The sequence below is a fragment of the Elusimicrobiota bacterium genome (assembly GCA_016218575.1).
GTDB lineage: Bacteria > Elusimicrobiota > Elusimicrobia > UBA1565 > UBA9628 > JACRDN01.
On the sequence record JACRDN010000016.1, the window covers coordinates 161923 to 186567 of the forward strand.

Annotated in this window: 20 protein-coding genes; 10 read left to right on the top strand and 10 right to left on the bottom strand. The window is 62.5% G+C overall.

Annotated features, from left to right (window positions below; all coding sequences use genetic code 11):
• Nucleotides 1-5: 5 nt before the first annotated feature.
• Nucleotides 6-1448 (top strand): bifunctional (p)ppGpp synthetase/guanosine-3',5'-bis(diphosphate) 3'-pyrophosphohydrolase, encoded by a 1443-nt coding sequence (locus HY921_05780; GenBank protein ID MBI5630376.1) that lies wholly within the window; start codon nt 6-8, stop codon nt 1446-1448.
• A gap of 133 nt (nt 1449-1581) precedes the next feature.
• Here the strand turns inward: HY921_05780 and HY921_05785 are convergent, their stop codons facing one another.
• Both HY921_05785 and HY921_05790 read right to left on the bottom strand, forming a co-directional pair.
• On the bottom strand, nt 1582-3231 hold the full coding sequence (locus HY921_05785) for a hypothetical protein (protein ID MBI5630377.1): 1650 nt from the start codon (nt 3229-3231) through the stop codon (nt 1582-1584).
• A complete protein-coding gene (locus HY921_05790; protein ID MBI5630378.1) occupies nt 3232-3426 on the bottom strand; it encodes a 50S ribosomal protein L28 in 195 nt (64 codons plus the stop codon).
• 28 nt (nt 3427-3454) lie between these two features.
• Here HY921_05790 and recG point away from each other — a divergent pair, with 28 nt between their 5' ends.
• Nucleotides 3455-5548, top strand: coding sequence for an ATP-dependent DNA helicase RecG (gene recG, locus HY921_05795; GenBank protein ID MBI5630379.1), 2094 nt, complete (start codon nt 3455-3457; stop codon nt 5546-5548).
• On the opposite strand, the gene HY921_05800 is transcribed toward recG, so the two are convergent.
• Nucleotides 5545-6471, bottom strand: a complete 927-nt coding sequence (locus HY921_05800; protein MBI5630380.1) for a hypothetical protein — start codon at nt 6469-6471, stop codon at nt 5545-5547. The two genes, recG and HY921_05800, sit on opposite strands and share 4 nt — an antisense overlap.
• Nucleotides 6472-6512: 41 nt before the next feature.
• Here HY921_05800 and HY921_05805 point away from each other — a divergent pair, with 41 nt between their 5' ends.
• The 8 genes from HY921_05805 to HY921_05840 all read left to right on the top strand — a co-directional run bounded on the left by HY921_05805 (nt 6513) and on the right by HY921_05840 (nt 16825).
• A complete protein-coding gene (locus HY921_05805) occupies nt 6513-6779 on the top strand; it encodes a hypothetical protein (GenBank protein MBI5630381.1) in 267 nt (88 codons plus the stop codon).
• Nucleotides 6780-6898: 119 nt separating this feature from the next.
• On the top strand, nt 6899-10342 hold the full coding sequence (gene metH, locus HY921_05810) for a methionine synthase (GenBank protein MBI5630382.1): 3444 nt from the start codon (nt 6899-6901) through the stop codon (nt 10340-10342).
• 44 nt (nt 10343-10386) lie between these two features.
• Nucleotides 10387-10881: a pantetheine-phosphate adenylyltransferase gene (gene coaD / locus HY921_05815; protein ID MBI5630383.1), complete on the top strand. Its 495-nt coding sequence runs from the start codon at nt 10387-10389 to the stop codon at nt 10879-10881.
• Nucleotides 10862-11359: a hypothetical protein gene (locus HY921_05820; GenBank protein ID MBI5630384.1), complete on the top strand. Its 498-nt coding sequence runs from the start codon at nt 10862-10864 to the stop codon at nt 11357-11359. The genes coaD and HY921_05820 overlap by 20 nt, the downstream gene beginning before the upstream one ends.
• A 52-nt stretch (nt 11360-11411) precedes the next feature.
• Nucleotides 11412-12740: a zinc carboxypeptidase gene (locus HY921_05825; GenBank protein ID MBI5630385.1), complete on the top strand. Its 1329-nt coding sequence runs from the start codon at nt 11412-11414 to the stop codon at nt 12738-12740.
• A complete protein-coding gene (locus tag HY921_05830) occupies nt 12737-13585 on the top strand; it encodes a hypothetical protein (protein ID MBI5630386.1) in 849 nt (282 codons plus the stop codon). The genes HY921_05825 and HY921_05830 overlap by 4 nt, the downstream gene beginning before the upstream one ends.
• A gap of 27 nt (nt 13586-13612) precedes the next feature.
• On the top strand, nt 13613-15679 hold the full coding sequence (locus HY921_05835; protein MBI5630387.1) for a Zn-dependent oligopeptidase: 2067 nt from the start codon (nt 13613-13615) through the stop codon (nt 15677-15679).
• A 30-nt stretch (nt 15680-15709) separates the two neighbouring features.
• Nucleotides 15710-16825 carry a hypothetical protein gene (locus tag HY921_05840; GenBank protein MBI5630388.1) on the top strand — a complete coding sequence of 372 codons (1116 nt, stop codon included), beginning with the start codon at nt 15710-15712 and terminating at the stop codon, nt 16823-16825.
• Here the strand turns inward: HY921_05840 and HY921_05845 are convergent.
• The 7 genes from HY921_05845 to HY921_05875 are packed head-to-tail and all read right to left on the bottom strand — an operon-like array spanning nt 16822 to nt 24644.
• Nucleotides 16822-18717: a polysaccharide biosynthesis protein gene (locus HY921_05845; GenBank protein MBI5630389.1), complete on the bottom strand. Its 1896-nt coding sequence runs from the start codon at nt 18715-18717 to the stop codon at nt 16822-16824. The two genes, HY921_05840 and HY921_05845, sit on opposite strands and share 4 nt — an antisense overlap.
• Before the next feature lie 20 nt (nt 18718-18737).
• Nucleotides 18738-19835 carry a hypothetical protein gene (locus HY921_05850; GenBank protein ID MBI5630390.1) on the bottom strand — a complete coding sequence of 366 codons (1098 nt, stop codon included), beginning with the start codon at nt 19833-19835 and terminating at the stop codon, nt 18738-18740.
• On the bottom strand, nt 19810-20604 hold the full coding sequence (locus HY921_05855) for a class I SAM-dependent methyltransferase (protein ID MBI5630391.1): 795 nt from the start codon (nt 20602-20604) through the stop codon (nt 19810-19812). Before HY921_05855 ends, HY921_05850 begins: the two co-directional genes overlap by 26 nt.
• Nucleotides 20580-21737: a pyridoxal phosphate-dependent aminotransferase gene (locus HY921_05860; GenBank protein ID MBI5630392.1), complete on the bottom strand. Its 1158-nt coding sequence runs from the start codon at nt 21735-21737 to the stop codon at nt 20580-20582. Before HY921_05860 ends, HY921_05855 begins: the two co-directional genes overlap by 25 nt.
• 14 nt (nt 21738-21751) lie before the next feature.
• On the bottom strand, nt 21752-22885 hold the full coding sequence (locus HY921_05865; GenBank protein MBI5630393.1) for a DegT/DnrJ/EryC1/StrS family aminotransferase: 1134 nt from the start codon (nt 22883-22885) through the stop codon (nt 21752-21754).
• Entirely contained in the window at nt 22882-23826 is a 945-nt protein-coding gene (locus tag HY921_05870; GenBank protein MBI5630394.1) for a transketolase, read from the bottom strand. The genes HY921_05865 and HY921_05870 overlap by 4 nt, the downstream gene beginning before the upstream one ends.
• Complete coding sequence (locus HY921_05875; protein MBI5630395.1) at nt 23823-24644, bottom strand: transketolase; 822 nt, start codon at nt 24642-24644, stop codon at nt 23823-23825. The genes HY921_05870 and HY921_05875 overlap by 4 nt, the downstream gene beginning before the upstream one ends.
• Between the last annotated feature and the right edge of the window lies 1 nt (nt 24645).

Consider the following 24645-nt stretch of genomic DNA (forward strand, 5'->3'; position numbering starts at 1 on the left):
CGCCCATGGAAAAAGAAGAGATTCTCAAGCAATTCTCCGCCTATTCTCCCCACGTCGACACGGCCATGCTCGCCAAGGCCTACGACTATTCGACCAAGGCACACGCCAACCAGGAGCGAGCCTCCGGAGAGCACTACTTCGTGCATTGCGGGGCGGTGGCCCAGTCCCTCGTGGAATGGAAGATGGACCTGCCCACCATCTGCGCCGGGCTTCTCCACGACGTCCTCGAGGACACCCCCGTCACCGCCGAAGCCCTGCGCGCGGAATTCGGAGAGGAGATCACCAAAATGGTCGAGGGACTCACCAAGCTCGACCGCCTGCAGTTCTCCTCTCTGGACGACGCCCAGGCGGAGAACTGGCGCAAGATGCTGCTGGCCACCGCCCAGGACATCCGCGTCATCATGATCAAGCTGGCCGACCGCCTGCACAATATGAAGACCTTGGGGTATTTGAGCCGCGAGAAGCAGGAGCGCATCGCCCACGAGACGATCTCCCTCTACGCGCCCCTGGCCCACCGCCTCGGCATTTTCAGGCTCAAGGGCCAGCTCGAGGATTTGGCCTTCGCGGCCCTGCACCCCAAGGAGCACGAAAGCCTGAACGCCAAGGTCAACGCCCAGGTCGCGGCGCGAGAGCTCTCCCTCAGCAGGTTCAAGGAGGCCGTGGGAAAGGCCTTGGTGCCGAGCAACATACCCCATCGAATCGTCGCCCGCACCAAGAACCTCTACTCGATCTACCACAAGATGCTGCGCCAAGACAAGCCTTTCGAGGAGATACAGGACGCCCTCGGGGTGCGCATCATCACCGACACCATCGCCAACTGCTACGCCCTCCTGGGACTCGTGCACACCTATTTCAAGCCCGTGGCCGGGAGTTTCACGGACTACATATCTCTTCCCAAGATGAACCTTTACCGAAGCCTCCACACCACGGTCATGGGGCCGGGCGGAGAGTTCGTGGAGATACAGATCCGCACCGAGGAGATGCACCGCACCGCCGAGTACGGAATCGCGGCTCACTGGCGCTACAAGCTGGGCGAGCACTCCAAGGACGTTCATCTCGAGGAGAAGCTCAATTGGCTTCGGCAATGGATCGAATGGCTGCAGGACTTGAAAAGCCCGCGGGAGTTCCTGGACAGCCTCAAGACCGACCTTGAGTTCAAACAGGTCTTCGTCTTCACTCCGGCCGGGGAGGTCAAGGTCCTGCCCTCCGGCGCCACCCCGCTCGATTTCGCTTTCGCCGTCCACACCGCCATCGGCGAGGCCTGCGTCGGGGCCCAGGTCAACAATAAGATGGTCAAGCTCGACTACCAGCTCAAATCCGGCGACATCTGCCGCATCATCACCAAGAAGGGCTCAGTCCCCAAGAAAGATTGGCTCACCGTCGTCAAGACCGCGCGGGCCCGCTCCAAGATCCGCCACTACCTGCGCGAGCACGGTATCGTCGTTTAGATGCCCTACTTCGCGCAAGCGGTCGCTAGGCGCAAGACGGTAATACAACCTGCTTAGACGACTTATCCACCAGACTTCGCCACGAAGTTTTGTGGACAATTGGGGCTGCTTATAAGAAGGAGCCGCTCCAGCGTTAAAGTCCCGGCCGCGGGGCGGCGAAAGTCTGCTGCCTCCTCTTTTCGGCTTCCAAGAGCGGCAAGGGGATCTCTCCCAGACGCAGGGCCTCGTTGCGCGCCGCGTCGTCCTTGGGCAGCCAGTAGCGGTACTCGTGGGCTTTAAGCCATTCAGCCGGGACGAACTCGCGATCCACGAAAAGCAGGGCCCGCCAGTCCCAGTAGACCAAGGCCCAGCGCTCCCGGGGCATATAGAACAGATACCAGGGCCTAGGGAAGGACTTCCGTCCGCCGCCGGGATAGGCCCGCTCTGTCGGGAATCTCAGGTCCAGGTTGTAAGTAAGGACCCCGGTGAGCCCCTGCTTCTTTAAATACTCCTGCCAGGTATGCGAGTTCGAGATGGCCCGGGCCTGCTCCAGCAGTTGGGGATGGAAGATATAACGCCCGTCGCTGAATACCCGGTACCAAGGCCCGAGCTCCCAACCAAGATAGCCTCCCCATTCCCAGGGATTGTAGAGCCTGAGCCTCTCGATTACCGGCTTTTCCCGCGCCAAGAACCGGGCGGCCTCGACCGGGACATGCCTGTGGCTGAAGAAGGGCTCTGACCATGAGAAATGGGTCAGAGTCCATACAAGAAACGCCGCGTAGGCGAGAAAGATTTGTGGAAGTATCTTTAATCGCCATTTTTTTGAATGAAGCATGCCGTCGCCGAATTTTACGATGAGAAAAGTCGAGGCGATCCCGGAAAATGCGGCCAGGCGCGCGTGAGCCAGGGCGCCCAAGCCCAGATAAAGCGCCGCTAGGGCGGGCCCCCAAGGAAGCCTCCGGCGCCGTTCTGTCTGCGAGACCGCATGCAAGACCAAACCCGCCGCGGCCGCGAGCAGGACCCAAAAGGGCCAATGCAGGGGGTTCTCAAAGGTCGTGGGATGCCATTCCTTTATATGCTGAGAGAGAAAGGCCCTCTCCCGCCAATGACGCAGAATCACGAGGTGAGGGCCCCAGCCATAAGGATTGAAAAAGCTGCCCGCCAGGGCAGCCAGGAAAAAAAATCCCAGTTCTCGCAGGCTATCCCAACGGCGTTGGAAGACTTCAGCCACGGCATACAGCAGGATCAGGACGAGCCCCAAAGCGAACCCGCCGTGCAGATTAGACCAAAGCGCAAAAGCCGGAAAAAACCAAAACCATGGGTGAGTGTTTCTCCTCTGCGCTTGCGGGAAGTGGCTTTCAAGCTCCCAAAGGAGCCACGAGAAGAGAAGAATGGAGAAAAGCTCCGGCCGAATGTCCGAGGCCGGGAGCAAAGCTGCGGACCATAGTACCAGGGCCGCTGCGCGGCCCTGGTAAGAAATGCCATAGGCCTTTAGGGTCTTGTGGAAGAAAAACCACGCTCCAAGAAGGATTCCGGCCTTGGCTAGCCACAGCCCCCACATTCCCCCGCAAGAACGGCAGAAAAAGAAGAGGATTTGGGAAAGCCACTCAAAATCCGCCCAGGACGCTTGCCCGGCGGTGAAGGAGAGAAAGTCCCGGGCCGGCCAAGCCCGGTGCTCCAGCATCCAGCGAGCGGCGGAAAAATGCCAGAAGATATCCGGGTTATAGGCGGGAACAATGAAGGCCGGAAGAGCCAGAAGTGTTGCGACGAGCCAGTATTTCTCCTCTTCTTCAAGAGGAGGCAATTACCGGACCGGGCGAACCGCGCGACCAGACCGGATGCAATCGGTGCAGACGTAGCCGGTTTGGGTCTTGCCTTCCAGAACGAACTTCTGCCTCTGCAGGTTGGGCCTGAAGGTGCGCTTGGAGGCCTTGTGGGAGTGACTGTAGCTAAATCCCCCCACGGGCCCCTTGGCGCAGATAGAGCACTTAAATGCCATAAATGCTATTTTAACAAATAGACGGGCCATGGTCAAACTTTCCCTCGACAATCCCATACAATATTTCAAAGGGGTCGGCCCCAGACGCGCGTTGTCGTTCCAGAACCTAGGAATACTCACCGTGGAGGATCTCCTCCACCATTTCCCCCGCGAGTGGCAGGACCGCCGCCAAACCAAGGACCTCTCTTTCCCCACTGCCTCGGGCCTGACCGTGGTCAAGGGCCGAGTGCTCAAGGCGAGGCTTATCCCCGCCGGCCCGCGCCTTGCCCTCTACAAGGCCACTCTCAGCACGGGGGAGTCCCGGGTCGAGGCCGTATGGTTCAAGCACTTGAGCCCCCGCTTCGACGTCTTCGCCTCCCTCAAGAAGGAGGCGGCCCCGGGAGAGGATATTTGGCTCGTGGGACGGGGCGAAAGCCAGCTTCTCGACACCCGGGAAATCAAAGTCGAGGAGCATTACCCGGCCTTGGAGGAAAAAAGCCTCCTGCACGTGGACCGACTGACTCCCATCTACAGCCTCACCGAGGGACTGACCCAGCGCTTCCTGCGCGAACTCGTGCACAAGGCCCTGCAAGAGGCCGGGCCATCGGCCGCGGAGATCCTGCCCCGACGCCTCCTGGAAAAACGGGCTCTCTTGGCCGCGCCTCAAGCCTTGCGCGCCGTCCATTTTCCCGAATCCCAGGCCGAGCTCGAGGCCGCCCGCGAACGGCTCGCTTATGAGGAGTTTCTACTTCTCGAGCTGGCTTGGACGCTCAAGCGCAGACAAACCAACGCCTTGAAGAAAAGTTTCGGCTATACGCTGAGAAAGAACTTGCTCACTCCCTTCAAGGAAAGGCTTGGATTTCACTTCACCTTGGCCCAGAAAAGAGTGATAAACGAGATTTTCGCGGATATGCAAAAGCCCTCTCCCATGACGAGACTTCTCCAGGGAGACGTGGGCTCGGGAAAAACCGTGGTGGCTTTGGCCTCCCTGCTCCTAGCCGTTGAGAACGGCTTCCAGGGGGCCTTCATGGCGCCCACCGAGATACTGGCCGAGCAGCATTTCGCGACTATCCAAAAGTTCTTGAAGGGCTTGCCCGTGAAAACCGCTCTCCTCACCTCCCGGCTGAAGGCGAAGGAACGGGAAAAGATTTTGTCGGAGCTCTCAGCCGGCAAAATCCAGATACTAGCGGGCACACACGCCCTGCTGGAGGAGGATGTGCTTTTTTCGCGCCTGCGCCTGGCGGTCATAGACGAACAGCACCGTTTCGGGGTGCGCCAGCGCGCCACTTTGCGCCGCAAAAACTCCCTTCTCGACCTCCTGGTCATGACCGCCACGCCGATCCCGCGGACCTTGGCCCTGGCCCTCTACGGAGACCTCGACGTCTCCACCTTGGACGAGATGCCCCCCGGCAAAACACCGGCAGAGACCGTCCTCGCCGCGGAAGGAGAGGCCTTCGAGCGCGTGCGCCGAGAGGCGGCCCTGGGACGCCAGGCCTATGTGGTCTACCCCATCATCGAGGAGTCCAGACGCCTCGACCTGCGCTCGGCCAAGGCCGAGTTCGCGAGGCTAAAACAAGACATCTTCCCCGATCTGAAGGTGGCCTTGCTCCATGGGGCCATGCCGAGCCGGGAGAAAAACAAGGTCATGGCCGAGTTTGCGGCCGGCGCCTGGCAGGTCCTGGCGGCGACCCAGGTCATCGAGGTGGGCATTGATGTCCCCAACGCCACCGTCATGGTGATACAGAACGCGGAACGCTTCGGCCTAGCCAGCCTCCATCAGCTGCGCGGGCGCATCGGCCGCGGGCAGGCGCCCTCCAAATGCTTCCTCGTAGCGGATCCCAAAACTCCGGAGGCGCGCAAACGCCTAGAGACCATGGCCGCCGTCCACGACGGCTTTCGCATCGGCGAGGAGGACTTGAAGCTCCGGGGACCCGGGGAGATGCTGGGCACGGCCCAGCATGGGGAGCTCGCCCTCAAGGTGGCCGATATCTTCAAGGACTCGGCTTTGCTCGCCCGGGCCAAGCAGGACGCCGAAGAGCTCCTCGCGCAAGACCCCAGACTTCAGGATCTCAGCTGCCGCTCCCTGCGGGAGCGGCTTATCGCCCTCTACCAGCGCCGCTGGGATTGGGTAGACCTCTCTTAATTCTCGGGAGACGGATTCAAGGAACCGCCCTCGCAACCGGGGCGGAAGCGGCCATTTTTCTTGGTCGTCGGCACGCCCAGGCATTCCCGCCAGAGATGCTCCAGACTCTTTCCCGTGTACTCGACGAACAGCTTGCTCACGGGAAGGTCCTCGCGGCCTTCGGGACCCTCCTTGGCTTTCCCAAGGCGCATATCCCGGGCAAGTCTTTTCAGGTCCAGTCCGTATTTCCAAACCGCGTAGCCGAGCAAGGCCGCGCCGCAATTGTAGCCCTCGGAGTAGTGCGTCATCGCCCCATCGCAGCCGTACTCTCCACCGGGATAAGCCAGGCCCCTGGAATAGGCCAGATGGTCCGCCACGGCCTCGTCGAGCCACTTCGGCCAATCCACGCGCTCATGCCCGTACCATAGGACCACGTGGGTCAGCTCGTGGACGACGTATGACCGGATCTTCACGGCATCCTCTCCACCCACCCAACGGTCCGCCCTGCAGGCCACGAGATTGCCCCCGAACCAAACCGCGGCCTGGCAATTGGTGTCGAGCCTCTTCTCCAATTTGCCTGGATGTAGAGCATATTCATCTTTATATTGAGGACGGGTCGTCAGTATCTTCCTGAGCACCCGCGGCGGAAGAAAATCGATAACCGCGGGCCTGCCGAGCCTCATTTCTCCTGGGCGGGCGGATTCTTTCCCGAACAGCTCGCCCTCTATTTGGGGAAGCCTCTCGCGACAAGCCAGGGCCGCGGTTTCAGCCACTGTTTTAAGGCGCGGCTCGCTTTTAGGATAGCGAACCTGGCAGACCATATCCCCGGAGTCGTCCAAAGCCTGAAGAATGACGCTGACCCGCCCCGGAATCTCGATGAGTTGCGGCGCGGCCCAAGCCGCGGCCGGGAATACCAAAGTCAGAAAGCAAAAAGATGCCCTCATTGCTTGCAAGTATAACGACTGCATCGGCACGAGGCAAGGACATGGAGGATATCGTCGCGCTGCTCGACGGCTGTCCGGACGCCGAGAAGAGAATTGACGCCGCGCCTGGAAATGCGCGCGCCTACCTGGCCGCGGAGTTTTCGCGAATGCTGGCAGACGATCTCTTCCTCCTGAGCCTCGAAGGGCACTTGCGGCCCGGCGTCGAGGGCATCGAACGGATTGATCGTTGTCTCGCAATCATGCGGCGAATAGCTGGAAGCGGCCGCACAAATCAATGGGCAAATGACGGCGAAATGACGTTGAAGTGACGAGCGTTATGCGCTAAACTATCCGAACCGCAGTGAAACCCTGGGATTTCAAGAACCGCGGCCGCGAAGAAGAGCTTCAGACCCTCCTTAAAGAGCGGATACTGCTGCTCGACGGGGCCATGGGCACCGCGATCCAGGCCAAGGACCTATCCGCCGCCGACTTCGGAGGCGCCAAGCTCGAAGGCTGCAACGAGAACCTGGTCCTGACCCGGCCGGACGTCGTTTCCGAGATCCACGAGAGCTACCTGGAGGCCGGCTCGGACATCCTAGAGACCAACACCTTCGGGGCTATCCGCCATGTCCTGGCCGAGTATGATCTCGAGGACTCGATCCTCGAGATCAACCGCAGAGCCGCAGAGCTCGCCCGCGACGCGGCCAGGCGGCACTCCACGGCCCAAAAGCCCCGCTTCGTGGCGGGAGCTTTGGGCCCCGGCACCAAGACCATCTCGGTCACGGGAGGCATCACTTTCGAAGAGGTGCGTGAGGCCTACGCCGAGGCTTCCCTCGGCCTTCTCGAGGGCGGGGTGGACCTTTTCCTTATTGAGACCCAGCAGGATACCCTCAACATCAAGGCATCCCTCTTGGGCATTCTGGACACCTTCCAGAGCATGGAACGGTCCGTGCCCATACTGCTCTCCGCCTCGATCGAGACCATGGGCACCATGCTGGGCGGGCAGACCGCGGAGGCCCTCTGCGACTCGGTGGCCCACTTCCCCCTCCTGGCCCTGGGGCTCAACTGCGCCACCGGGCCGGATTTCATGACCGACCACATACGGACCATCGCGCAGTCCTCTTCCTTTCATACGCTCTGCTACCCCAACGCCGGCCTGCCCGACGAGAACGGGCATTACAACGAGACCCCCGAGATGGTGGCCAAGAAGCTCGACCGCTTCTGCGCCGCGGGCTGGATCAACATCGTGGGTGGCTGCTGCGGAACCACGCCCCGGCATGTGCGCCTCTTGGCCCAAATGGCCGAGGCTCGCAGGCCCCGCGCGCTCCCGAAAATCAGGCGCTCGACCGTTTCGGGGCTTGAATCCCTCCGCTTGGACGAGGATAGGCGGCCCGTACTAGTCGGGGAGCGCGCCAACGTGATCGGCTCGCGCCTTTTCAAGGAGCTTATCGTCAAGGAATCCCACGAGGAGGCCTCCGAGATCGGGCGACGGCAGGTCCGCAACGGGGCCCATATCTTGGACGTGTGCCTGGCCAATCCAGACAGGGACGAGCAATCGGACATGATCCGCTTCCTTGACTTTCTGACTAAGAAAGTCAAGGTTCCTCTCATGATTGATTCCACCGACGCCGCCGTGATCGAGGAAGCCTTGAAGCGCTGCCCGGGCAAGTCCATCGTCAACTCGATTAACCTGGAGGACGGTGAGGAGCGCTTCGAGAAGGTGGTGCCTCTTCTCCGCCAATACGGCGCCGCCGTGGTGGTGGGGACCATAGACGAGGACAAGGCCCAGGGAATGGCCCTGACGTCCCGGCGCAAGCTGGAGATCGCGCTTCGCAGCCACGAGCTTCTGACCCGCAAGTACGGCCTCGCCTCCGAAGACTTGATCTTCGACCCCCTGGTCTTCCCGTCGGGAACCGGGGACAAGAATTACTGGGGCTCGGCCATGGAAACCGTGGAGGGGCTCAAGCTCATCAAAAAGGCCCTTCCCTCATGCAAGACCATTCTCGGCGTCTCCAACGTCTCCTTCGGGCTCCCGGCCCCCGGCCGAGAGATACTGAACTCGGTTTTCCTGCATCTCTGCGTGGAGGCAGGGCTGGATTTGGCCATCGTCAATTCCGAGAAGATAGCCCGCTACTCATCCATTCCGGAGACGGAAAAGAAGCTTTGCCTGTATCTCCTCTCCTGGAAGGGTCCGATGGACCCTTCCAGGCCACAGGGCTACGACGCCGTGGCCGAGTTCTCCGCTCACTTCCGGCAGGCCGTGGCGCAAAAAAAAACCGAGTCCGAGCGCTTAAAACTTCCGATAGACGAGCGCCTGGCCCGCAACGTGGTCGAAGGGTCCAAGGAAGGGCTTCTGCTTGATCTTGAGGCCCTCCTCAAGGAGCGAAAGCCCCTCGAAATCATCAATGGCCCCTTGATGAAAGGCATGGACGAGGTAGGCCGGCTTTTCGCGGCCAACGACATGATCGTGGCCGAGGTCCTGCAGTCCGCCGAGGTCATGAAGGCCGCGGTCTCCTTCCTCGAGCCCCACATGGACAAGGCCGACGCCGCCTCCCGCGGCACGGTGCTTCTGGCCACGGTCAAGGGAGACGTCCACGACATTGGAAAGAACCTCGTCCACATCATCCTCAAGAACAACGGCTACCGGGTGGAGGACCTCGGCATCAAGGTGGCTCCCGAAACCTTGATCGAGGCGATCAAGAGGATATCGCCGCATATCGTCGGTCTCTCGGGCCTCCTGGTCAAGTCCGCCCAGCAGATGTCGGTCACGGCCGAGGATCTGGCCAATGCGGGCGTCAAAATCCCCATTCTCGTAGGAGGAGCCGCCCTCTCGGCCAAATTCACGGCCGCGAAAATCGCTCCCCGCTACCCCGGAGCCGTGCTCTACGCCAAGGACGCCATGACCGGCCTCGAGTACTCTAACCAGCTCCAGGATCAAAAGCGCCGGTCGGCGCTTTTGAAAAAAAACAAGGAGATTCAAGACCATCTGGCAGCACCCGTCAGGCCCAACGCATCTCCTAATGGGCCCGAAAGCGGCGCCGCTGCCGCGGCGGCGCCCATCATCGGCCAGGATCATAATATCCCCCTGCCGCCCGACCTCAAACCCCACGTCCTGCCGGACTTCTCGGTCGAGGAGATATTCGGCTACATAAACCCCATCATGCTTTACGGCAAGCATTTGGGGCTTAAGGGCAGCCCAGAACGGCTGTTCCAGGAAAGCAACCTCAAGGCCTTGGAGCTGCGCCGACAAGTCCTGGATTTGCAAAGTGAAATCCTGGCCAAGGGCCTGATTAAAGCCAAGGCCGTCTACCGTTTTTATCCCGCCCAGGCCGAGGGGAACAAGGTTCTTTTATACCGATCCCCCTTGGAGACGGCCCCCTTGGAGGCTTTCGAATTTCCGCGGCAAGACTCCGGCGACAAGCTTTGCCTGGCCGACTACGTGCGGCCTAAGAGCGCCTCCAAGGACTTCATCGCCTTGTTCGTGGTCACCTGCGGCTCCGGCGTGCGCGAGCTCTCGGACTGCTACCGGGAGAAAGGGGAGTATTTCAAGTCGCACGCCCTCCAAGCCATCGCGATAGAGGCGGCCGAAGGCTTCGCCGAGCTCCTGCACGAGCGCCTGCGCGCCATGTGGGGCTTCGCCGACGCCCCGAGCCTCACTCTCAAGGACAAGTTCCAGGCGCGCTACCGCGGCCTGCGCGTGAGCTTCGGCTACCCGGCCTGCCCGAGCCTCGAGGACCAGGAAAAGCTCTTCCACCTGCTCGAGCCCGAAAAGAACATCGGGGTTTCCCTCACCGAGGGCTTCATGATGGAGCCGGAGGCCAGCGTCTCGGCCTTGGTCTTCCACCACCCCCAGGCGCGCTATTTTTCAGTGTTGAATTCGGTGACGGCTTAATTCGGTAACTGTCACCGAATTGAATTGGTATACTCCAAATTAACATGTCCTCGCGATTGGCGGTGTACCCCGGCAGCTTCGATCCCCTGACCCGGGGACATCTCGACATCATCCACCGCGCCTGCCGGCTCTTCGACACGGTGATCGTGGCCGTGTCCAACAACCCCACCAAAAACCACACCTTCAGCGTGGCCGAGCGCATCGCCATGGTGGAGAACTCCATCCGGGACATCCCAAACGCGGACGTGGACGCGTTCTCGGGGCTCCTGGTAGACTATCTCAAGGCCAAGAAGTCGCAGGTCCTCATCCGCGGGTTGAGGGTGGTCTCCGACATGGACTACGAATTCCAGCTCGCTTCCTTTAACCGCCGGCTTAATAAGGAAGTGGAAACCGTTTTTCTGATGCCCGACGACGCCTTGACCTACCTCGCCTCCTCCATGGTCAAGGAGGTGGCAAGGCTGGGAGCCCCCGTGGACGGTTTCGTCACCCCGGCCGTGGCCCGGGAGCTCCGCCGAAAATTTGGCCCCGATAAGAAATAGCGCTCAAATCCTGCTCCTGGCCTTGGCGGCGATTCTCCTGGGCCTCGTCGTTTACAACACCCTTGGGCTGGGCCGGCCGCGGCGGGAAATCGCCGGCGCAGGCGGAAGCGCTTCTCCTCCAGCCCCCGCCATGCCTGAGGCGCAAAGGCGGGCTTCCCCCGCGGCGAGCGTGGCCGACAAGGACGCGCTCTACCGCAAACTCCAGGAGGACGGCGCGGCGATGGGCCTGGAGGGGGTCGCTCCCGGGGAAGAAGACGAGGCGCCGCTGCCCTTCATGAGGTCCCAACTCGCCGAGCCCGGGACGCGGGAACAGGCCGATGCCGCCATGCGCGAGCTCTCGGCCCTTCGCCAGTCGGCCGACGAGGCCGGAGGAAAAAGACCCGCGGTCCCCCTGGAGGGGCAAACCCCGTTCCTACTTTCCACGCCCGAGGCGACCACCGGCCATTTTCTTCTTGACTCCTCGGGCCCGGCTAAATAGAATCTGGGGGACCAATGGTCCTATAGCAATAATAGGACCATGGGAGGTCTTGATGAAGAGAGCTCGCCTCGGCATCCTCGCAGCATGCATCACTTTGCCGTCCCTTTGCCATGCCCTCCCCGACCGCGCCTTCGACCAAGGAGAAACTCCGGCCGCAGCACCGGACCCCATGGTGCCGCAGGCTCCGGGAAAGCCGTTGGACTTGCCCGAGCGCTTTTGGATCACGATCGCGGCCAGAACCCGGGAAGAGAGGTCTCGCATCGTCAATCTCGGAATTTCCATTGAGGAAGTCTTGGGCGACCGCATCGGAGGAATAGGCACGCAGGAGATGCTCGACGCCTTGAACCGGGAGAAGATCGAGCACACCGCGGTGTCCCTGCGGCAGCGCTTCGGCGCTCTCGATTTCCCGGCCGAGGATAGGGCCTACCACAATTACGCGCGTCTCCAGGAGGAACTCAAGGCCATCGCGGCCGCGGCACCGGATCTTGTCTCAAGCTTCTCCATCGCAAAGAGCTTGAGGGGCCGGGACCTCATCTGCCTGCGCTTCAACGCAAGCGAGCGGGAACGGGCCCCCAGCGACAAGCCGGGAATCGCCTTCATGGGAACGCACCACGCCCGGGAGCACCTCTCCACGGAGGTGCCTCTCCTGTTGGCCAAATATCTGGCCGAGAACCGGCAGAAGCCGGATATCAAGAGGCTTCTGGACTCGCGGGACATCTACATCATCCCCATGGTCAATCCCGACGGGGTCGAATACGACATCCATGACGGCAATTACCACATGCACCGCAAGAACATGCGCGACAGCGGCAACGGGGCCGTGGGCGTGGACTTGAACCGGAACTACGGCTTCCACTGGGGAGAGGGCGGGGCCTCAAGCAACCCCGCCTCTGACATCTACCGGGGCCCGAGCCCCTTCTCGGAGCCAGAGACGGTCGCAATCAAGAATTTCGTGGAGTCCCGCGCCAACCTGAGGATTCTTCTCAGCTACCACACCTTCAGCGAGCTCATCCTCTACCCCTGGGGCCACACCTACGACCCCATAGACGAAGGGCCGGCCCTGGCCGCCTACCAATCCATGGCCCAGGCCATGGGGCGCATGACGGGCTACAAGCCGGAGCAGTCGAGCGAGCTCTACATCGCCTCCGGAGACACCACGGACTGGGCCTGGGGGACGCGCGGGATATTCTCATTCACCTTCGAGCTGACCCCCAAAAGCATGTGGCAGGGCGGCTTTTACCCGGGTGCTGGAGCCATAGCCACCACCTTCCAGAACAACATCCGCCCCGCCCTCTATCTCATGGACCTGGCCGACAACCCCCTGCGAGCCCGCGACGCGGATGGCGCCGCACTACCGCGCACCTTAGGAGGAGCTAAATGAGAATCCTGGCATTCCTGTTCGTCTCTGCTCTGTCCGTCGCCGCCCACGCGGCGCCGATCGAAAGCCTCAAGGCCGCGGGCCAAGCCGGCTTTACGGCCGCCGTGGAAGCCCTGCCCGGACTGCGACTGCTGCCGTCCTTGCCCCGCACCATGGATGAGGAACCGCCCTCACCCTTCCCGGTCTTGGAAGACCCGCGCCTGCAGTTCCTGGGCTCCTCCGGGGAGGTTGGTGAAATCGTGGCCCGCATAAACCTTGCCGCGCAGCTCGACAAGCACCGGGACCTCATCACCAAGCCCCTAGGGGCCTCTGAGTGGGACATCAGCGTGGCCGGGGACGCAGCCTTCAAGAGCTATTTCGCCACCTTCCAACAGGGCCGAAAGCTCGTCATCGCCCCGATCAAGGAGCTCAAGGCCCTGATCGGCTCCGGCATCGACATCACCATAGAGCCGGGTCTCAGCTACAAGTTCAAGGTCGTCATCAACCTCTTCGACCCCATCCGGGGCAGCCTGCTCCGGATGACCCCGCTCGATGGCACCGAGGGCCCCTACAATCAAGTAAAAACCGGAGCGATCCTAGACGCCCTCAAGGCCAAGTCCTTCGTCTTCTCGCACGAGGACATCGAGTACTGGACCTTGTACGGAACGGACGTGGACCCCCAGACCAACCAGCTCGCACAGACCCGCAGCTTCCTGTTCATGCACCAGGAGGGGCGGCAGTCGAAGGCCTGGCCCATCGCCGAGGCCCAACTGCCCGCGGGCCAGCCCGTGGCCGTGAGCTTCGGAGAGGCGCGCTTCATCCTGGTGCGCGGCGCCTCCGAAGAGCTGGAAATCCGGCGGCCGAAGTAAGCCCGGCAAAGCCGGGCGGGTGAGCTGATGCCATTTTCACCGTCTTTCATTCTTGCCGCGCCGGCGCTCCTGCTCCCGGCCGCCCTCGCCTGGACGGCCGAGGCGCCGGGATTTACCCCCTCGCATTGGCTAAGCTTCGGCCAAGACCCCCAAACCCTGGCCCGTGAGTGCCGGCAAGCCAAGGACTCGGCCGAGGCCCGGCTCAAGGAACTGGCCGCCATCCCGGACCGGGATAGGACCTTCGCCAACACCCCGGAAGCCCTGGAAAAAACCTTGGCCGAGCTTTCCGATCAAACGGCCGCGGATACCTTCCTCAAATACGTTTCCCTCTCCTCCGACGTGCGCGACGCCGGGAACGACTGCGAAAGCCTCGTCAACCAATTCAAGGTCGAGGTATTATCCCGCGAGGATCTTTTCTCGGCGATAAATGGCTATGCGAAGAAGGAAGAACCCCTGGAGGGCGAGCCTAGAAGGCTCCTTGAAAAAGAGCTGCTCGATTTCAAAAGGAATGGCCTTCTTCTACCCGCCTCCAAAAGAAAAGAGATTAAGAAAATAAAGAAGCGGCTAGTCGAGCTCGAGACGCAGTTCTCGAAAAATTTGAACGATGTGAAGGACTCGCTTCTGGTGAGCCGCCAGGAGCTCGAGGGGCTTGCCGAGGACTACATTCAAAGGCTGCCCAAGGAAGGCGGGCTCTACCGGGTGAGCGTGGACTATCCGGACTATTTCCCATTCATGGAGAACGCCAAGAATTCCGAGGCGCGCAGAAAGCTCGAGTTCCTTTTCAACAATAGGGCGGCCAAGGAAAATCTCCCCCTGCTTAAGGAAGCCCTGCGCCTGCGCCAAAAGGCGGCGCGGCTGCTGGGTTACCCCAGCCATGCCGACTATGTCCTCGAGGAGCGCATGGCCAAAAACTCCCGCAGCGTTAGGGAATTCTTGGGAAATTTAAGGAAGCGCCTCGAGCCACTGGCGCAAAAAGAGCTTCAAGAGCTTTCCGCCTTCAAAAAACAGGCGGAGGGCGCCTCCGCCGACCCCGTCCTGCGCGCCTGGGACTGGCGCTACTACGATAACCAGCTCAGGAAGGCCCGCTACGACGTAGACAAGGAAAAGATCAAGGAATACTTCCCCATCGAAACGGTGCTGGAAGGGATGCTCGCCGTCTACCAAAGGCTCCTGGGAGTCAAGTTCCACCGGATCGAGGGCGCCGCGCTCTGGAATCCCGACGTCAAGCTCTACAAGATCTCCGACGCCTCGGGAGGAGAGCCCCTGGCCTACTTCTATATGGACCTCTTTCCGCGCGAGGGCAAGTACAAGCACGCCGCGGCCTTCAGCCTGGTCTCGGGACGGTTTCTTGCGGACGGCCGCTACCAGAAGCCCGTCTCGGCCGTGGTCGCAAATTTCACCAAGCCCTCCCCCGGCCGGCCCACTTTCCTCAAGCACGGCGAGCACGAGGAGGTGGAGACCATATTCCACGAGTTCGGGCATATCATGCACCAAACCCTCACCAAGGCGCGCTTCGCGCGCTTTTCGGGGTCGAGCGTGGCCTGGGACTTCGTCGAGGCTCCTTCCCAGATGCTCGAGAACTGGGTCTGGGACCCGGAGGTCCTTTCCTCCCTCTCGGGGCATTACAAGGACCCCTCTAAAAAGCTCCCGCCCGAGCTGCTTGAGAAGATGATCGCCTCCCGCCATTTCAACGTAGGCCTGGTGCACTCCCGCCAACTGCTGTTTGCGAGCGTAGACCTCGGCTACCATTCCCGAGTCCCCGCCGACACCACAGCACTCTACGCCCGACTCATGAAGGACATCGCCCTCTTCCCCATGAGCCCGGGCACCCACCCCGAGGCAAGCTTCGGACACATCATGGGAGGCTACGACTCGGGCTACTACGGCTATCTTTGGTCCAAGGTCTACGCCCAAGACCTATTCAGCCGCTTTAAGTCCGCGGGCCTGCTCGACCTCGGCACGGGTCTGCGCTACCGCCGGGAGATTCTGGAGCCAGGAAGCGGCCGGGAAGAAGAGGAGTCGCTCAAGAGATTCCTGGGGAGAGAGCCCAATAACGAGGCTTTCTTGGAAAGCCTCGGACTGGCCCCTCATTAACCCATGGCCTTCCTCCCATTTTTTCTGCTGATGTCGGCAACCACTGCGGCACAAGTTATTGACGATTCTGATCTGAGCCGCCCCCTGGAAGTCCAGGCTCTCGAGAGCCTGGACCGAGAAGCTCGCCAAGAGCCCGAGGCTCTCGTATTCTCCCTAAGTCCGGCTCGATTTTCCTGGAGGCCCCTCAAGACCGAACTCCTCGTAAACGGACGGCTCGCCCTTCAAGACCGGGACGGGCGGGATCGCCCGGCGCGCTTGGCCCAGGTTCGGCTCGTTGGGTCCGGAACTGCCGGCGCCTGGATCCCGGCCGACGCCCAAGGCGGGTTCTCTTTGAGCGCCCGTGGGCTCTCGGGGACCTACCGCCTGCGCTTCAAGCTCGACAATCCCTATTGGCGCTTCAATGACCCCCGCCAAAACCGCGGCTATGAGTGGGAAAGCCCGCCCTTCGAGCTCTCGCCCGGAGCCGGGGCGGATCTCGGCACCCTCAAGCCGGAGGCGGGATCGCAAAGCGCCCAGTTGGGCCTTCTCCATCTGACCTACCTCGAGGCCTTGGCCTTCCTGGAAAAAAACGCGAGCACGACCTGGTGGCGCAAGCCCCTCACCCTTAACTGGCCATCCCGGTCCGACTTTTTCAGCCCCTGGGCTTGGAGCCTGGACTTAAGCTCCGCCGCGGCCTGGGATGTGGTTCTCCATGAGCTCGGCCACGCCGTCATGCACGGGGCCATGCGGGCCGACCCGGCCGGGGGCCAGCACAAGATAGACGAATGCTATTCCCAGGCCCTGGCCTGGTCCGAGGGCTGGGCCACCTTCTTCGCCGCGGCCGTGCGCCTTTCCCCGGAGGACCCGGATGCCAAGTTTGAGTTCCTGGTCCCCCGCCGCGCGCCCATCCGCATCGAGAACGTGCCCGAGGACGTCTGCGCCGGCCCCTCCAACGAGTGGCGCGTGGCGGCCGGACTCTGGGACCTCCTCGATGCCCACCCCGACGGCAAGGACGCCTTCAGCATGGGGTTCTCGCGCCTTTGGAACGCGCTCGAGGGCCAAAGCATGGGCAGCATGGATTCGGCCTGGTCCCTCATCCAAAAGAACCTCGACCCAACGGAAAGGCAGGCGGGCGAGCGGTCCTTGATCCAGAACACGCTGCGCTAGCTTAGGACTTCTTGGGGCTGGGCGTCTCCCGATGCCTCGTGGGCCGAGGCGGGGGTGAAAGTGGGGACGAGCTCCCGAAGCTTCTTGAGAAGCGCCGCGGGCTTCCCAGTTCGGTTCAATATCTCAAACTCAAGGATGCGGTTCTCGAGATCCTTGGCGTGGGAGTGGGAATGGCCTTGGCGCAAAATAAGGATGTCCGGATGCTCCGACTGGTCGCACTGGGAGGAGTCTTCAATAAGCTCCTCGTGGATTTTCTCGCCCTGCTTGAGGCCCGTGAATTGAATCTCCACGTCCTTGTCCGGCTCCAATCCCGTCAATAGGATCAAGTTGCGGGCCATGTCTAGTATCCGCACCGGGGTTCCCATTTTCAAAATAAAAATCTCCCCGCCCTTGGCCATGGCCACGGCTTGGAGAATGAGCTGGACCGCTTCCTCCACGGTCATAAAATAGCGCGTGGCCTCATGATGGGTGACCGTGACAGGGCCGCCGCGGGCGATCTGCCTCTGGAATATCTCGAGGACCGAGCCGGAGCTCCCCAGAACGTTGCCGAAGCGCACGGCCATGAAGCGCGTCTGCCCCCGCGCGGCGAAGGCCCGGACAATGTGCTCGGCCACCCGCTTGGTGGCCCCCATCACGCTCGAGGGCTGGACCGCCTTGTCGGTGGAAACGAGGAGAAAAACCTCTGCCTGGTGCTGCAGGGCCGCGGAGGCAAGATAGTAGGTGCCCAGGACGTTGTTGGCCACCCCCTCGTGCACGTTGAATTCCAGCTGATGCACGTGCTTGTGCGCCGCGGCGTGAAGCACGAGATGGGGCTTGTGCTCCTGAAAAACCCTCTCGACAAGAGCCTGGTCGCGGATGTCCCCAAGAACTGGAACTATTTTTGTCCCGCGAGATTCCTTCAGGAGCTCGGCCTCGGCGTAAAAAAGCGAGGTGGCATGGACGTCCACCAGGACGAGCTTGGCCGGGCCGTACTGTAATACTTGGCGGCAAAGCTCGGAGCCGATGGTCCCTCCGCCGCCGCTCACAAGGATCGTTTTTCCCCGGACCGCCCGGTCGATGAGGGGCAGATCGAGTTTGACCACTTCCCGGTTCAGGAGATCGGCAGGCTTGACCTGGCGCATGGAGAATTCCCGGCCGGGGCTTTTAAGCATCTCCTCGAGACTCGGGGCGATCTTGAGCTCCGGCCGGTCCGCCCGGTCGCGCAGGGCCTCGACCACGGAACGCACGAGCTCGCCGCGCTTGGCGCTGATGGCGATGATGATCTCGTCCACCTGGTAGCGGTCGAGGACCCCGGCGATGGCTTGCCGGCCGCCGAACACGGTGCGGCCGTGCACGCGCAGGCCCCACTTGGCCGGATCATCGTCGATGAAGCCCACGACCTTGTAGCGCGGCTCCTGGGTCTTGAGGATCTGCCGCATCAGGCTCTCCCCGAGCTCGCCCGCGCCGATGAGAAGCGCGTGGCGGTATTCCCCACCGTAGAGGCGCGGCAGGTTCAAATGATGCTTGACGAAGCGTATCCCGAAGCGCACGCCCCCGATGCCGAGGTAGGTGAGCATTGGATGCAGGAGAAGAATGGACCTCGGGTATTTCCCCTGCCGCATGAAAAGGATGCAAACGGCCCCGGTAACCGCCCCCATGGAGACGGCCCTGGTAATGTTGATGAGGTCCGAGAAGCTCGAGAAGTAGTATATCCCTCGGTACAGGGAGAAGGCTAGGAAGCTCGCGAAATAGCAGACAAGGATGTAGGGGGCCGTCTGGAACATCGTGGCGAGGACCACGGAGTCGAGGCTGAAGTCGAAGCGCAAGAGGAACGCCCCCAAGAAGGCCCCGAGAACCACCGCGACGTCGAAAAGGGCGACTCCGACCCGACGCGGACTGAAGCGAAATGTCATGAAAAATTAATGAAACCCGATTATATCATATCTCGAAGACGCAGACTTCCCTCGAGGACCAAGACGCGGGAAGGCCCCAGCCGCCACTGGGCGCCAGCTCGCTCCAAAAGCTCTTTGGGATCGCGCCGGGACTCGAAAAGGGGCCTCCAATCGCCGCGCAGGAGCTCATCTGGCACCGTCAGCTTGGCCGAGAACTTGCGATTGAGGATGACGACGTAGTCCCGACCGCGGTAGCGCCAGGCCCCGGTCTCCAGCCCGGAGGCCTCTCCGGAGAAGGGCGGCGCTATCCGCCTGCCTCGCTCGAAAATGGGCTGCATCGCCTTCATTTCACGAGCCGTTCCCGCCACGGCCTGCCAGAGCTCGGGGTAGTCAAAGAGGGTCTTCCCGAGCTTAGGGAGGGCGAAATAGAAGAGGCCGCGCGCGCCGTGCAGCACGGAGAGATAGCTCATGAACCGGATCTCAGCATGGCTCGGGAAGCGCAGGCCCTTGCGCTTCTTGGGGTCGATCACCTCGTCGGCCCAATCGTAGGCCTGGATGATCATCCATAACGGCTTGCCCTTGGGCAGGCCCCGCATCGCGAGGTCCACCTGGTCGGCCACGGAATCGAGTGGAAGGTGGGGAACAGGGTACCAGTCCATGAGCAGGATGTCCCCGACGCCGCCGTAAACCTTGGCGGGAGCGCCTTCGCCGATGTCGAAGGTCTGCGGCCGATCCGGGTCCCAGGCCCGGGTTCGATCCGACATGGCTTGAAGCGCGGCTCGCGGGAGCTTGGCGACATCCGGCTCTCCGCAGAGGTACCAGGCGTCTATGGGCCAGTCACGCGCGAGAGAAGCCTTGCCGTTCTCAAGCTCATCGGGAGCCGAGACCATGCGCATGGCCAATCTCCTGGCCTCTTTCGCGAGGGAGGCCAGAAGCGCGGGGCTTTGGCGATAGGTTTGGAAGGAGTCGAAGCCCGCCTCGCTCAGTCGAGCCAGATGACGAGGATCGTCCACGGCGTAAATGCCGATCGGGAATCGGCTGAGCGCGGCCTTATGGTCGCGCTGGGAGCATGCGCACGGGAAGAGGGCAAGCAGGGCCAGGCACGCGGCCGCCCTACGGAAGGCGCTTGGCGACGGCATAAAGCACCTTGTAGTCCGTGACCGGCCCGGATCCCAAGGGATCGAGCTCCCGCGCGGGCGCCGACACGTCGATCTCGGGGCCCAGTTCGGCCAGGCGGCCATAAAAAATTCTTTTGAGGAGAGCCTTGCCCTTCATGGTCTTGGGGACCAGCCCCAGCGCCACGGCGGTTTTCCGCGCCGCGGCGATGGCCTTCCTGGCCGGGGTATCGTTGGCGACCTTGAACCCCGCCTTGATCTCGGCGGAGAATCCGGCCTTCTCGAGGAGAACGCGCAGCTCGGAGGCCGAGTGGTACTTGCGGCTGAAGGGGCTGGGATTGAACTCGGGCCATTCGCGGTTGGCCGTGCACAGGAGCAAGGCCCCTCCCGAGCGCAGGACGCGGCGGGCCTCGGCCAGGAAGGCCTCGGGGCTCGGCAGATAATACAGGGCCTCGTAGAGGATGACCACATCGAAGGAATCGTCGGGCCAGGGCATGGCCTGGGCGTCCATGGCCGAGACCTTGATGCGCCCTCCGTAATGCCTGTTGGCCTGCTCCACGAGGCCCTCGCACAGGTCTCCCCCGACCACGGACCGCGCGGTTTGAGCCAAGAAGCCCAGGCCGCGGCCCGGGCCGCAGGCCGCCTCGAGGACGTCCTTGCCCGCGCAATAGCCCGACGCCAGGCGGTAGCGGGTATGGATCATGGAAAGCTGTTCGGCCGAGGCCCTATTGCCCGGGAGCTCCGTCACGGTCGAGAAATCGAGGGCGCTCACAGCCGTGAGAGCCTCCCGCACGCCTCCTCCAGCTCCTCATCGGTCTTGGCGAAGCAAAAGCGCCCCAAGCCCGCGCCGTCGCGGGATTCGTGGAAGAAGGCCTCCCCGGAGACGCAGGCGACCCCCGTCGCCTTCAACAAGTGCATGGCCCTATCCCTGCCGGTATGCCCCGGCAGGCGGCTCAAGTCGGCCAGGACATAATAGGCTCCCTGGGGCCTGCAGGGGGCCAGGCCCGCCCGCTCCAGGGCCGAGCAGATCATCTCGCGCTTGCGGAAAAATTCCAAGCCGAGGCCCGCGTAGTATTCCCCACCCAGGTTCATCAGGCCCTCGGCCACCCCGGCCTGGAGCGGGGCCGGGGCGCAGACATAGACGAGGTCGCTCATGTAGCCGATCATCTGGGCCCATCGGGCGTGGCTGACGCTGTAGCCGATCCTCCAGCCGGTGATGCTCAAGGTCTTGGAGAAGCCGGAAATCGTGATCGTGCGCTCCGCCATGCCCGACAAGGCCGCGGGGCTCACGTGCCTGCGTCCGTCGTAAAGGAAATACTCGTAGATCTCGTCGGTGAAGACGAAAAGGTCGTGCTTGACCGCGGCCTCCGCGATCCATTGGAGCTCTTCCCGGCCGTAAACCTTGCCCGACGGGTTGCCCGGCGTGTTGACCACGATGGCCCGGGTCCGCGGCGTGATCGCCCTTTCCAGGTCCTCCTTGGAGAAGGCCCAGTCCGGGGCCCGCATTTTGACGAAAACCGGGACGGCCTCCACGGAAAGCAAGGTGTTGAGGTGATAGCCGTAGAAAGGCTCGAAGAGAACGACCTCGGCCCCGGGGTCGAGAAGGGCCAGGCACGCCGAGTAGAAGGAGCCCGTGGAGCCGCTGCTCACCACGATCTCGCGCTCGGGGTCGGCCGAGATTCCGTTGTAGGAGAGCATCTTGGCGGCAATGGCCGACCGGAGCTGCGCGATTCCATCGTAGCGCGTGTAGCTGTTAAGCCCCGCGCCCATGGCCTTGTGAGCCCCTTCCCGCACCAAAGCCGGAACCGGCGTGTCGCATACCCCCTGAGCCAAGTTCAAGCCCTTGAGCCTCTCGCACTCGATGGACATCGAGCGGATCTCGGACTGGACGATGGAATCGCAGCGGCGGCTCAAAGTCAGCGCCATGGGAGCTTAGGCCCTTAACCCCGCCCGTAGAAGGAGCGCGCGGCCTCGATCACGCGCGAAACCTCATCATCCGTGATCTCGGCGCTCATGGGAAGCGAGCACACCTCGCGGCTCAATGCCTCGGTCTCGGGGAATCCCGTGTCCTTGAGCTTCAGCGCCGCGTGCTTGTAGTAGGGCTTGCGAAACTGCGTCAAAACCTCGATGCCGCAGCTGCGGAGGTGGCTGGAAAAGGCATCTCCTCGCTTAGAGCGCAGCGTGTAATTCTGATACACATGGTCGGAGCCAAGACGTTGATAATGCGGCAAAAGCAGATCCGGGAGATCTCCCAATTCCTTTTGGTAACGTTGCGCCAATTCCTTGCGCTTCAATATCCAGCGCGGCAGGTGCCGGAGCTTCACGTCCAGAAAAGCGGCCTGCAGATTGTCGAGCAGGCACGTAAAGCCATGTCCATGGTATTCGCCCGTTTGGCGGTCCTCGCCGTTGTAGCGCATGCGCCGGACGAAGGCGGCGACCTCGGGATCGTCCGTGGTGATGGCGCCGCCGTCGCCGTAGCCGCCCAGGATCTTGAAGGGATAAAAGCTCCAGCAGCCGGCAAGGCCCCAAGCCCCGGCCCCTCTGCCGTTGATGCTGGAACCCAGGCTTTGGCAGGCGTCCTCCACCACGGCGAGGCCGCGGGACTTGGCGATCTCCATGATCCGGGGCATGTCCGCCATCCAGCCGCTCAAATGGACCGGGAGGATCGCCCGGGTACGAGGCGTGATCGCTTCCTCGATCTTGTCCGGATCTATGTTGAAGTCGCGGGCCACGTCCACCAAGACCGGCGTCGCCCCGACGTTGACCACGGCCGAGCAGGTGGCCACGAAAGTGTGGGCGGGCACGATCACCTCGTCGCCCGGGCCGATCCCGGCCGCGCGCAGGGCCAGGTGCAAGGCGTCGTAGCCGCTGTTGAGCCCCACGGCGTACTTCGTGCCGACGAATTTTGCGAGGTTGGCCTCGAAGCCGCGCAGGTGCTCCCTATCTATGAGCGCGCCCTTCTGCATGACGTCGAAATAGGCGGCGTCGAGCTCCGCCTTGAGCTCGGCGTAGACGCGGGCTGGCGCCACGAACTTGACGGTTTTTCCCGCGGGGGCCTGGGCCGGGGCCGTCATGCCAGGATGCCGTCCGTTTCGAGGGAAACGAGCTTTCGGGCCGCGGCCACGATGTGCTCCACCCCGAGGCCGCATTGATTCCTAAGGTGCTCCTGATTGCCCACTCCGCGGCAGAATCCCTCGCGCACGCCCACGATGGACAAAGGCGCGCGCCGGCCCGCGTACTGGGCCAAGACCTCGGCCACGGCGCCCCCGAGGCCCCCGGTCGCGGAATGCTCCTCGACGGTCATCACCGCCGCGGTTTCCTCGGCGGCCTGGAGCACGGCCTCGACGTCCAACGGCTTGACCGTGTGCATGCTCAAGAGACGCGCCGAGATTCCCTGGGACTTGAGCTTCAAAACCGCCTGATGGGCCGCGTGGAGCATGGCTCCGGTCGAGATCAGGGTGAGGTCGCTTCCTTCTCTTACGCGTATGGCCTTGCCGATCACGAATTCCGGCGCTCGTTCGTGAACCCGCGGCTCTCCCGCCTTGCCCAAGCGCAGATAGCAGGGACCGTCCTGGTAAGCCACGGCCCTGGCGGCCGCGGCGGCTTCCCAGGGGTCCCCGGGGGCGACCACCGTCATGCCTGGAAGGGCCCGCATGATGGCGATGTCCTCGAGGGCGTGGTGGGAGCTGCCGAGGGCCCCGTAGGCCAACCCCGCCCCCACGCTCACCACCTTGACGCTGGCCTGATGATAGCAGACGTCGTTGCGAATCTGCTCGAGGCAGCGCAGCGTTGGGAAATTGGCGATGCTGTAGGTGAACACGATCTTTCCGGAAAGCGCCATGCCAGCCGCCACGCCGGTCATGTTCTGCTCGGCCACGCCGACGTTCAGGAACTGTCCGGGGAACCTCGCGGCGAAGGGCTCGAAGACCCCGAAGCCCAGATCGGCCGTCAAAAGGTTGACGTCTGGATCCTGGGCCGCCACCTCCTCCAGGGCCTTGATGAAGGCGGTTCTCACTTTCTCCCCTCCAACTCGACCACCGCCGCGTTGTACTCCTGAGCGGAGGCGTTGCGGTAATGCCAAAGAAGCTTGTCTTCCATGAAGCTGACCCCCTTGCCCTTCACCGTGTGGGCCACCACGCAGGAGGGTCTGCCCGGCTCGAAGGGCGCCTTTCTAAGCGTCTCGTCTATGAGGCCGAGGTCATGCCCATCGATCTCGCGCACGGCCCAGCGGAAGCCCTCCCATTTCTTGGCGAATGGGTCGAGATCGAGGACCTCCTTGGTGCGGCCAAGGCTCTGGATCTTGTTGTAGTCCACGATCGCCACCAGATTGTCCAAACCGTGATGCCCAGCGAACAGCGCCGCTTCCCAGGTCGAGCCCTCGTCGCACTCCCCATCGCTCAAGAGGCAGAAAACCCGGTGCTTGGCGCGATCCCTCTTGGCGGCGAGCGCCATGCCGCAGGCGATCGGAAGCCCGTGCCCCAGGGAGCCGGTGGAAACCTCGATCCCGGGCACGCCATGGGTGGAATGCCCGTGGAGCCTGCCGCCGTTGCGGTAAAAAGTCTCAAGCCATTCCACCGGGAAGAAGCCCTTCCGAGCCAGCGCCGCGTAGAGGCCGGCGCAGGCATGTCCCTTGCTCAGAATGAAGCGGTCGCGGCTCTTCCACTTGGGCTTGGCGGGGTCCACCTTGAGCACCCCTCCGTAAAGCGCGGCCAGAAGATCCGCCATGGAAAGAGACCCGCCCACGTGGGCGCTGGACGCGAAATGAGTCATTTTCACGGAAGTCAGCCGTATGAAACGGGCCAACTCCTCGAGCTCGGAGATCCTGTCAGCCATG

Coding starts and splice junctions, on each gene's coding strand:
- HY921_05780 (MBI5630376.1), top strand. CDS start 6: ATGGAAAAAGAAGAGATTCTCAAGCAATTCTCCGCCTATTCTCCCCAC.
- HY921_05790 (MBI5630378.1), bottom strand. CDS start 3,426: ATGGCATTTAAGTGCTCTATCTGCGCCAAGGGGCCCGTGGGGGGATTT.
- recG (MBI5630379.1), top strand. CDS start 3,455: ATGGTCAAACTTTCCCTCGACAATCCCATACAATATTTCAAAGGGGTC.
- HY921_05800 (MBI5630380.1), bottom strand. CDS start 6,471: ATGAGGGCATCTTTTTGCTTTCTGACTTTGGTATTCCCGGCCGCGGCT.
- HY921_05805 (MBI5630381.1), top strand. CDS start 6,513: ATGGAGGATATCGTCGCGCTGCTCGACGGCTGTCCGGACGCCGAGAAG.
- metH (MBI5630382.1), top strand. CDS start 6,899: ATGGGCACCGCGATCCAGGCCAAGGACCTATCCGCCGCCGACTTCGGA.
- coaD (MBI5630383.1), top strand. CDS start 10,387: ATGTCCTCGCGATTGGCGGTGTACCCCGGCAGCTTCGATCCCCTGACC.
- HY921_05825 (MBI5630385.1), top strand. CDS start 11,412: ATGAAGAGAGCTCGCCTCGGCATCCTCGCAGCATGCATCACTTTGCCG.
- HY921_05830 (MBI5630386.1), top strand. CDS start 12,737: ATGAGAATCCTGGCATTCCTGTTCGTCTCTGCTCTGTCCGTCGCCGCC.
- HY921_05835 (MBI5630387.1), top strand. CDS start 13,613: ATGCCATTTTCACCGTCTTTCATTCTTGCCGCGCCGGCGCTCCTGCTC.
- HY921_05840 (MBI5630388.1), top strand. CDS start 15,710: ATGTCGGCAACCACTGCGGCACAAGTTATTGACGATTCTGATCTGAGC.
- HY921_05845 (MBI5630389.1), bottom strand. CDS start 18,717: ATGACATTTCGCTTCAGTCCGCGTCGGGTCGGAGTCGCCCTTTTCGAC.
- HY921_05850 (MBI5630390.1), bottom strand. CDS start 19,835: ATGCCGTCGCCAAGCGCCTTCCGTAGGGCGGCCGCGTGCCTGGCCCTG.
- HY921_05860 (MBI5630392.1), bottom strand. CDS start 21,737: ATGGCGCTGACTTTGAGCCGCCGCTGCGATTCCATCGTCCAGTCCGAG.
- HY921_05865 (MBI5630393.1), bottom strand. CDS start 22,885: ATGACGGCCCCGGCCCAGGCCCCCGCGGGAAAAACCGTCAAGTTCGTG.
- HY921_05875 (MBI5630395.1), bottom strand. CDS start 24,644: ATGGCTGACAGGATCTCCGAGCTCGAGGAGTTGGCCCGTTTCATACGG.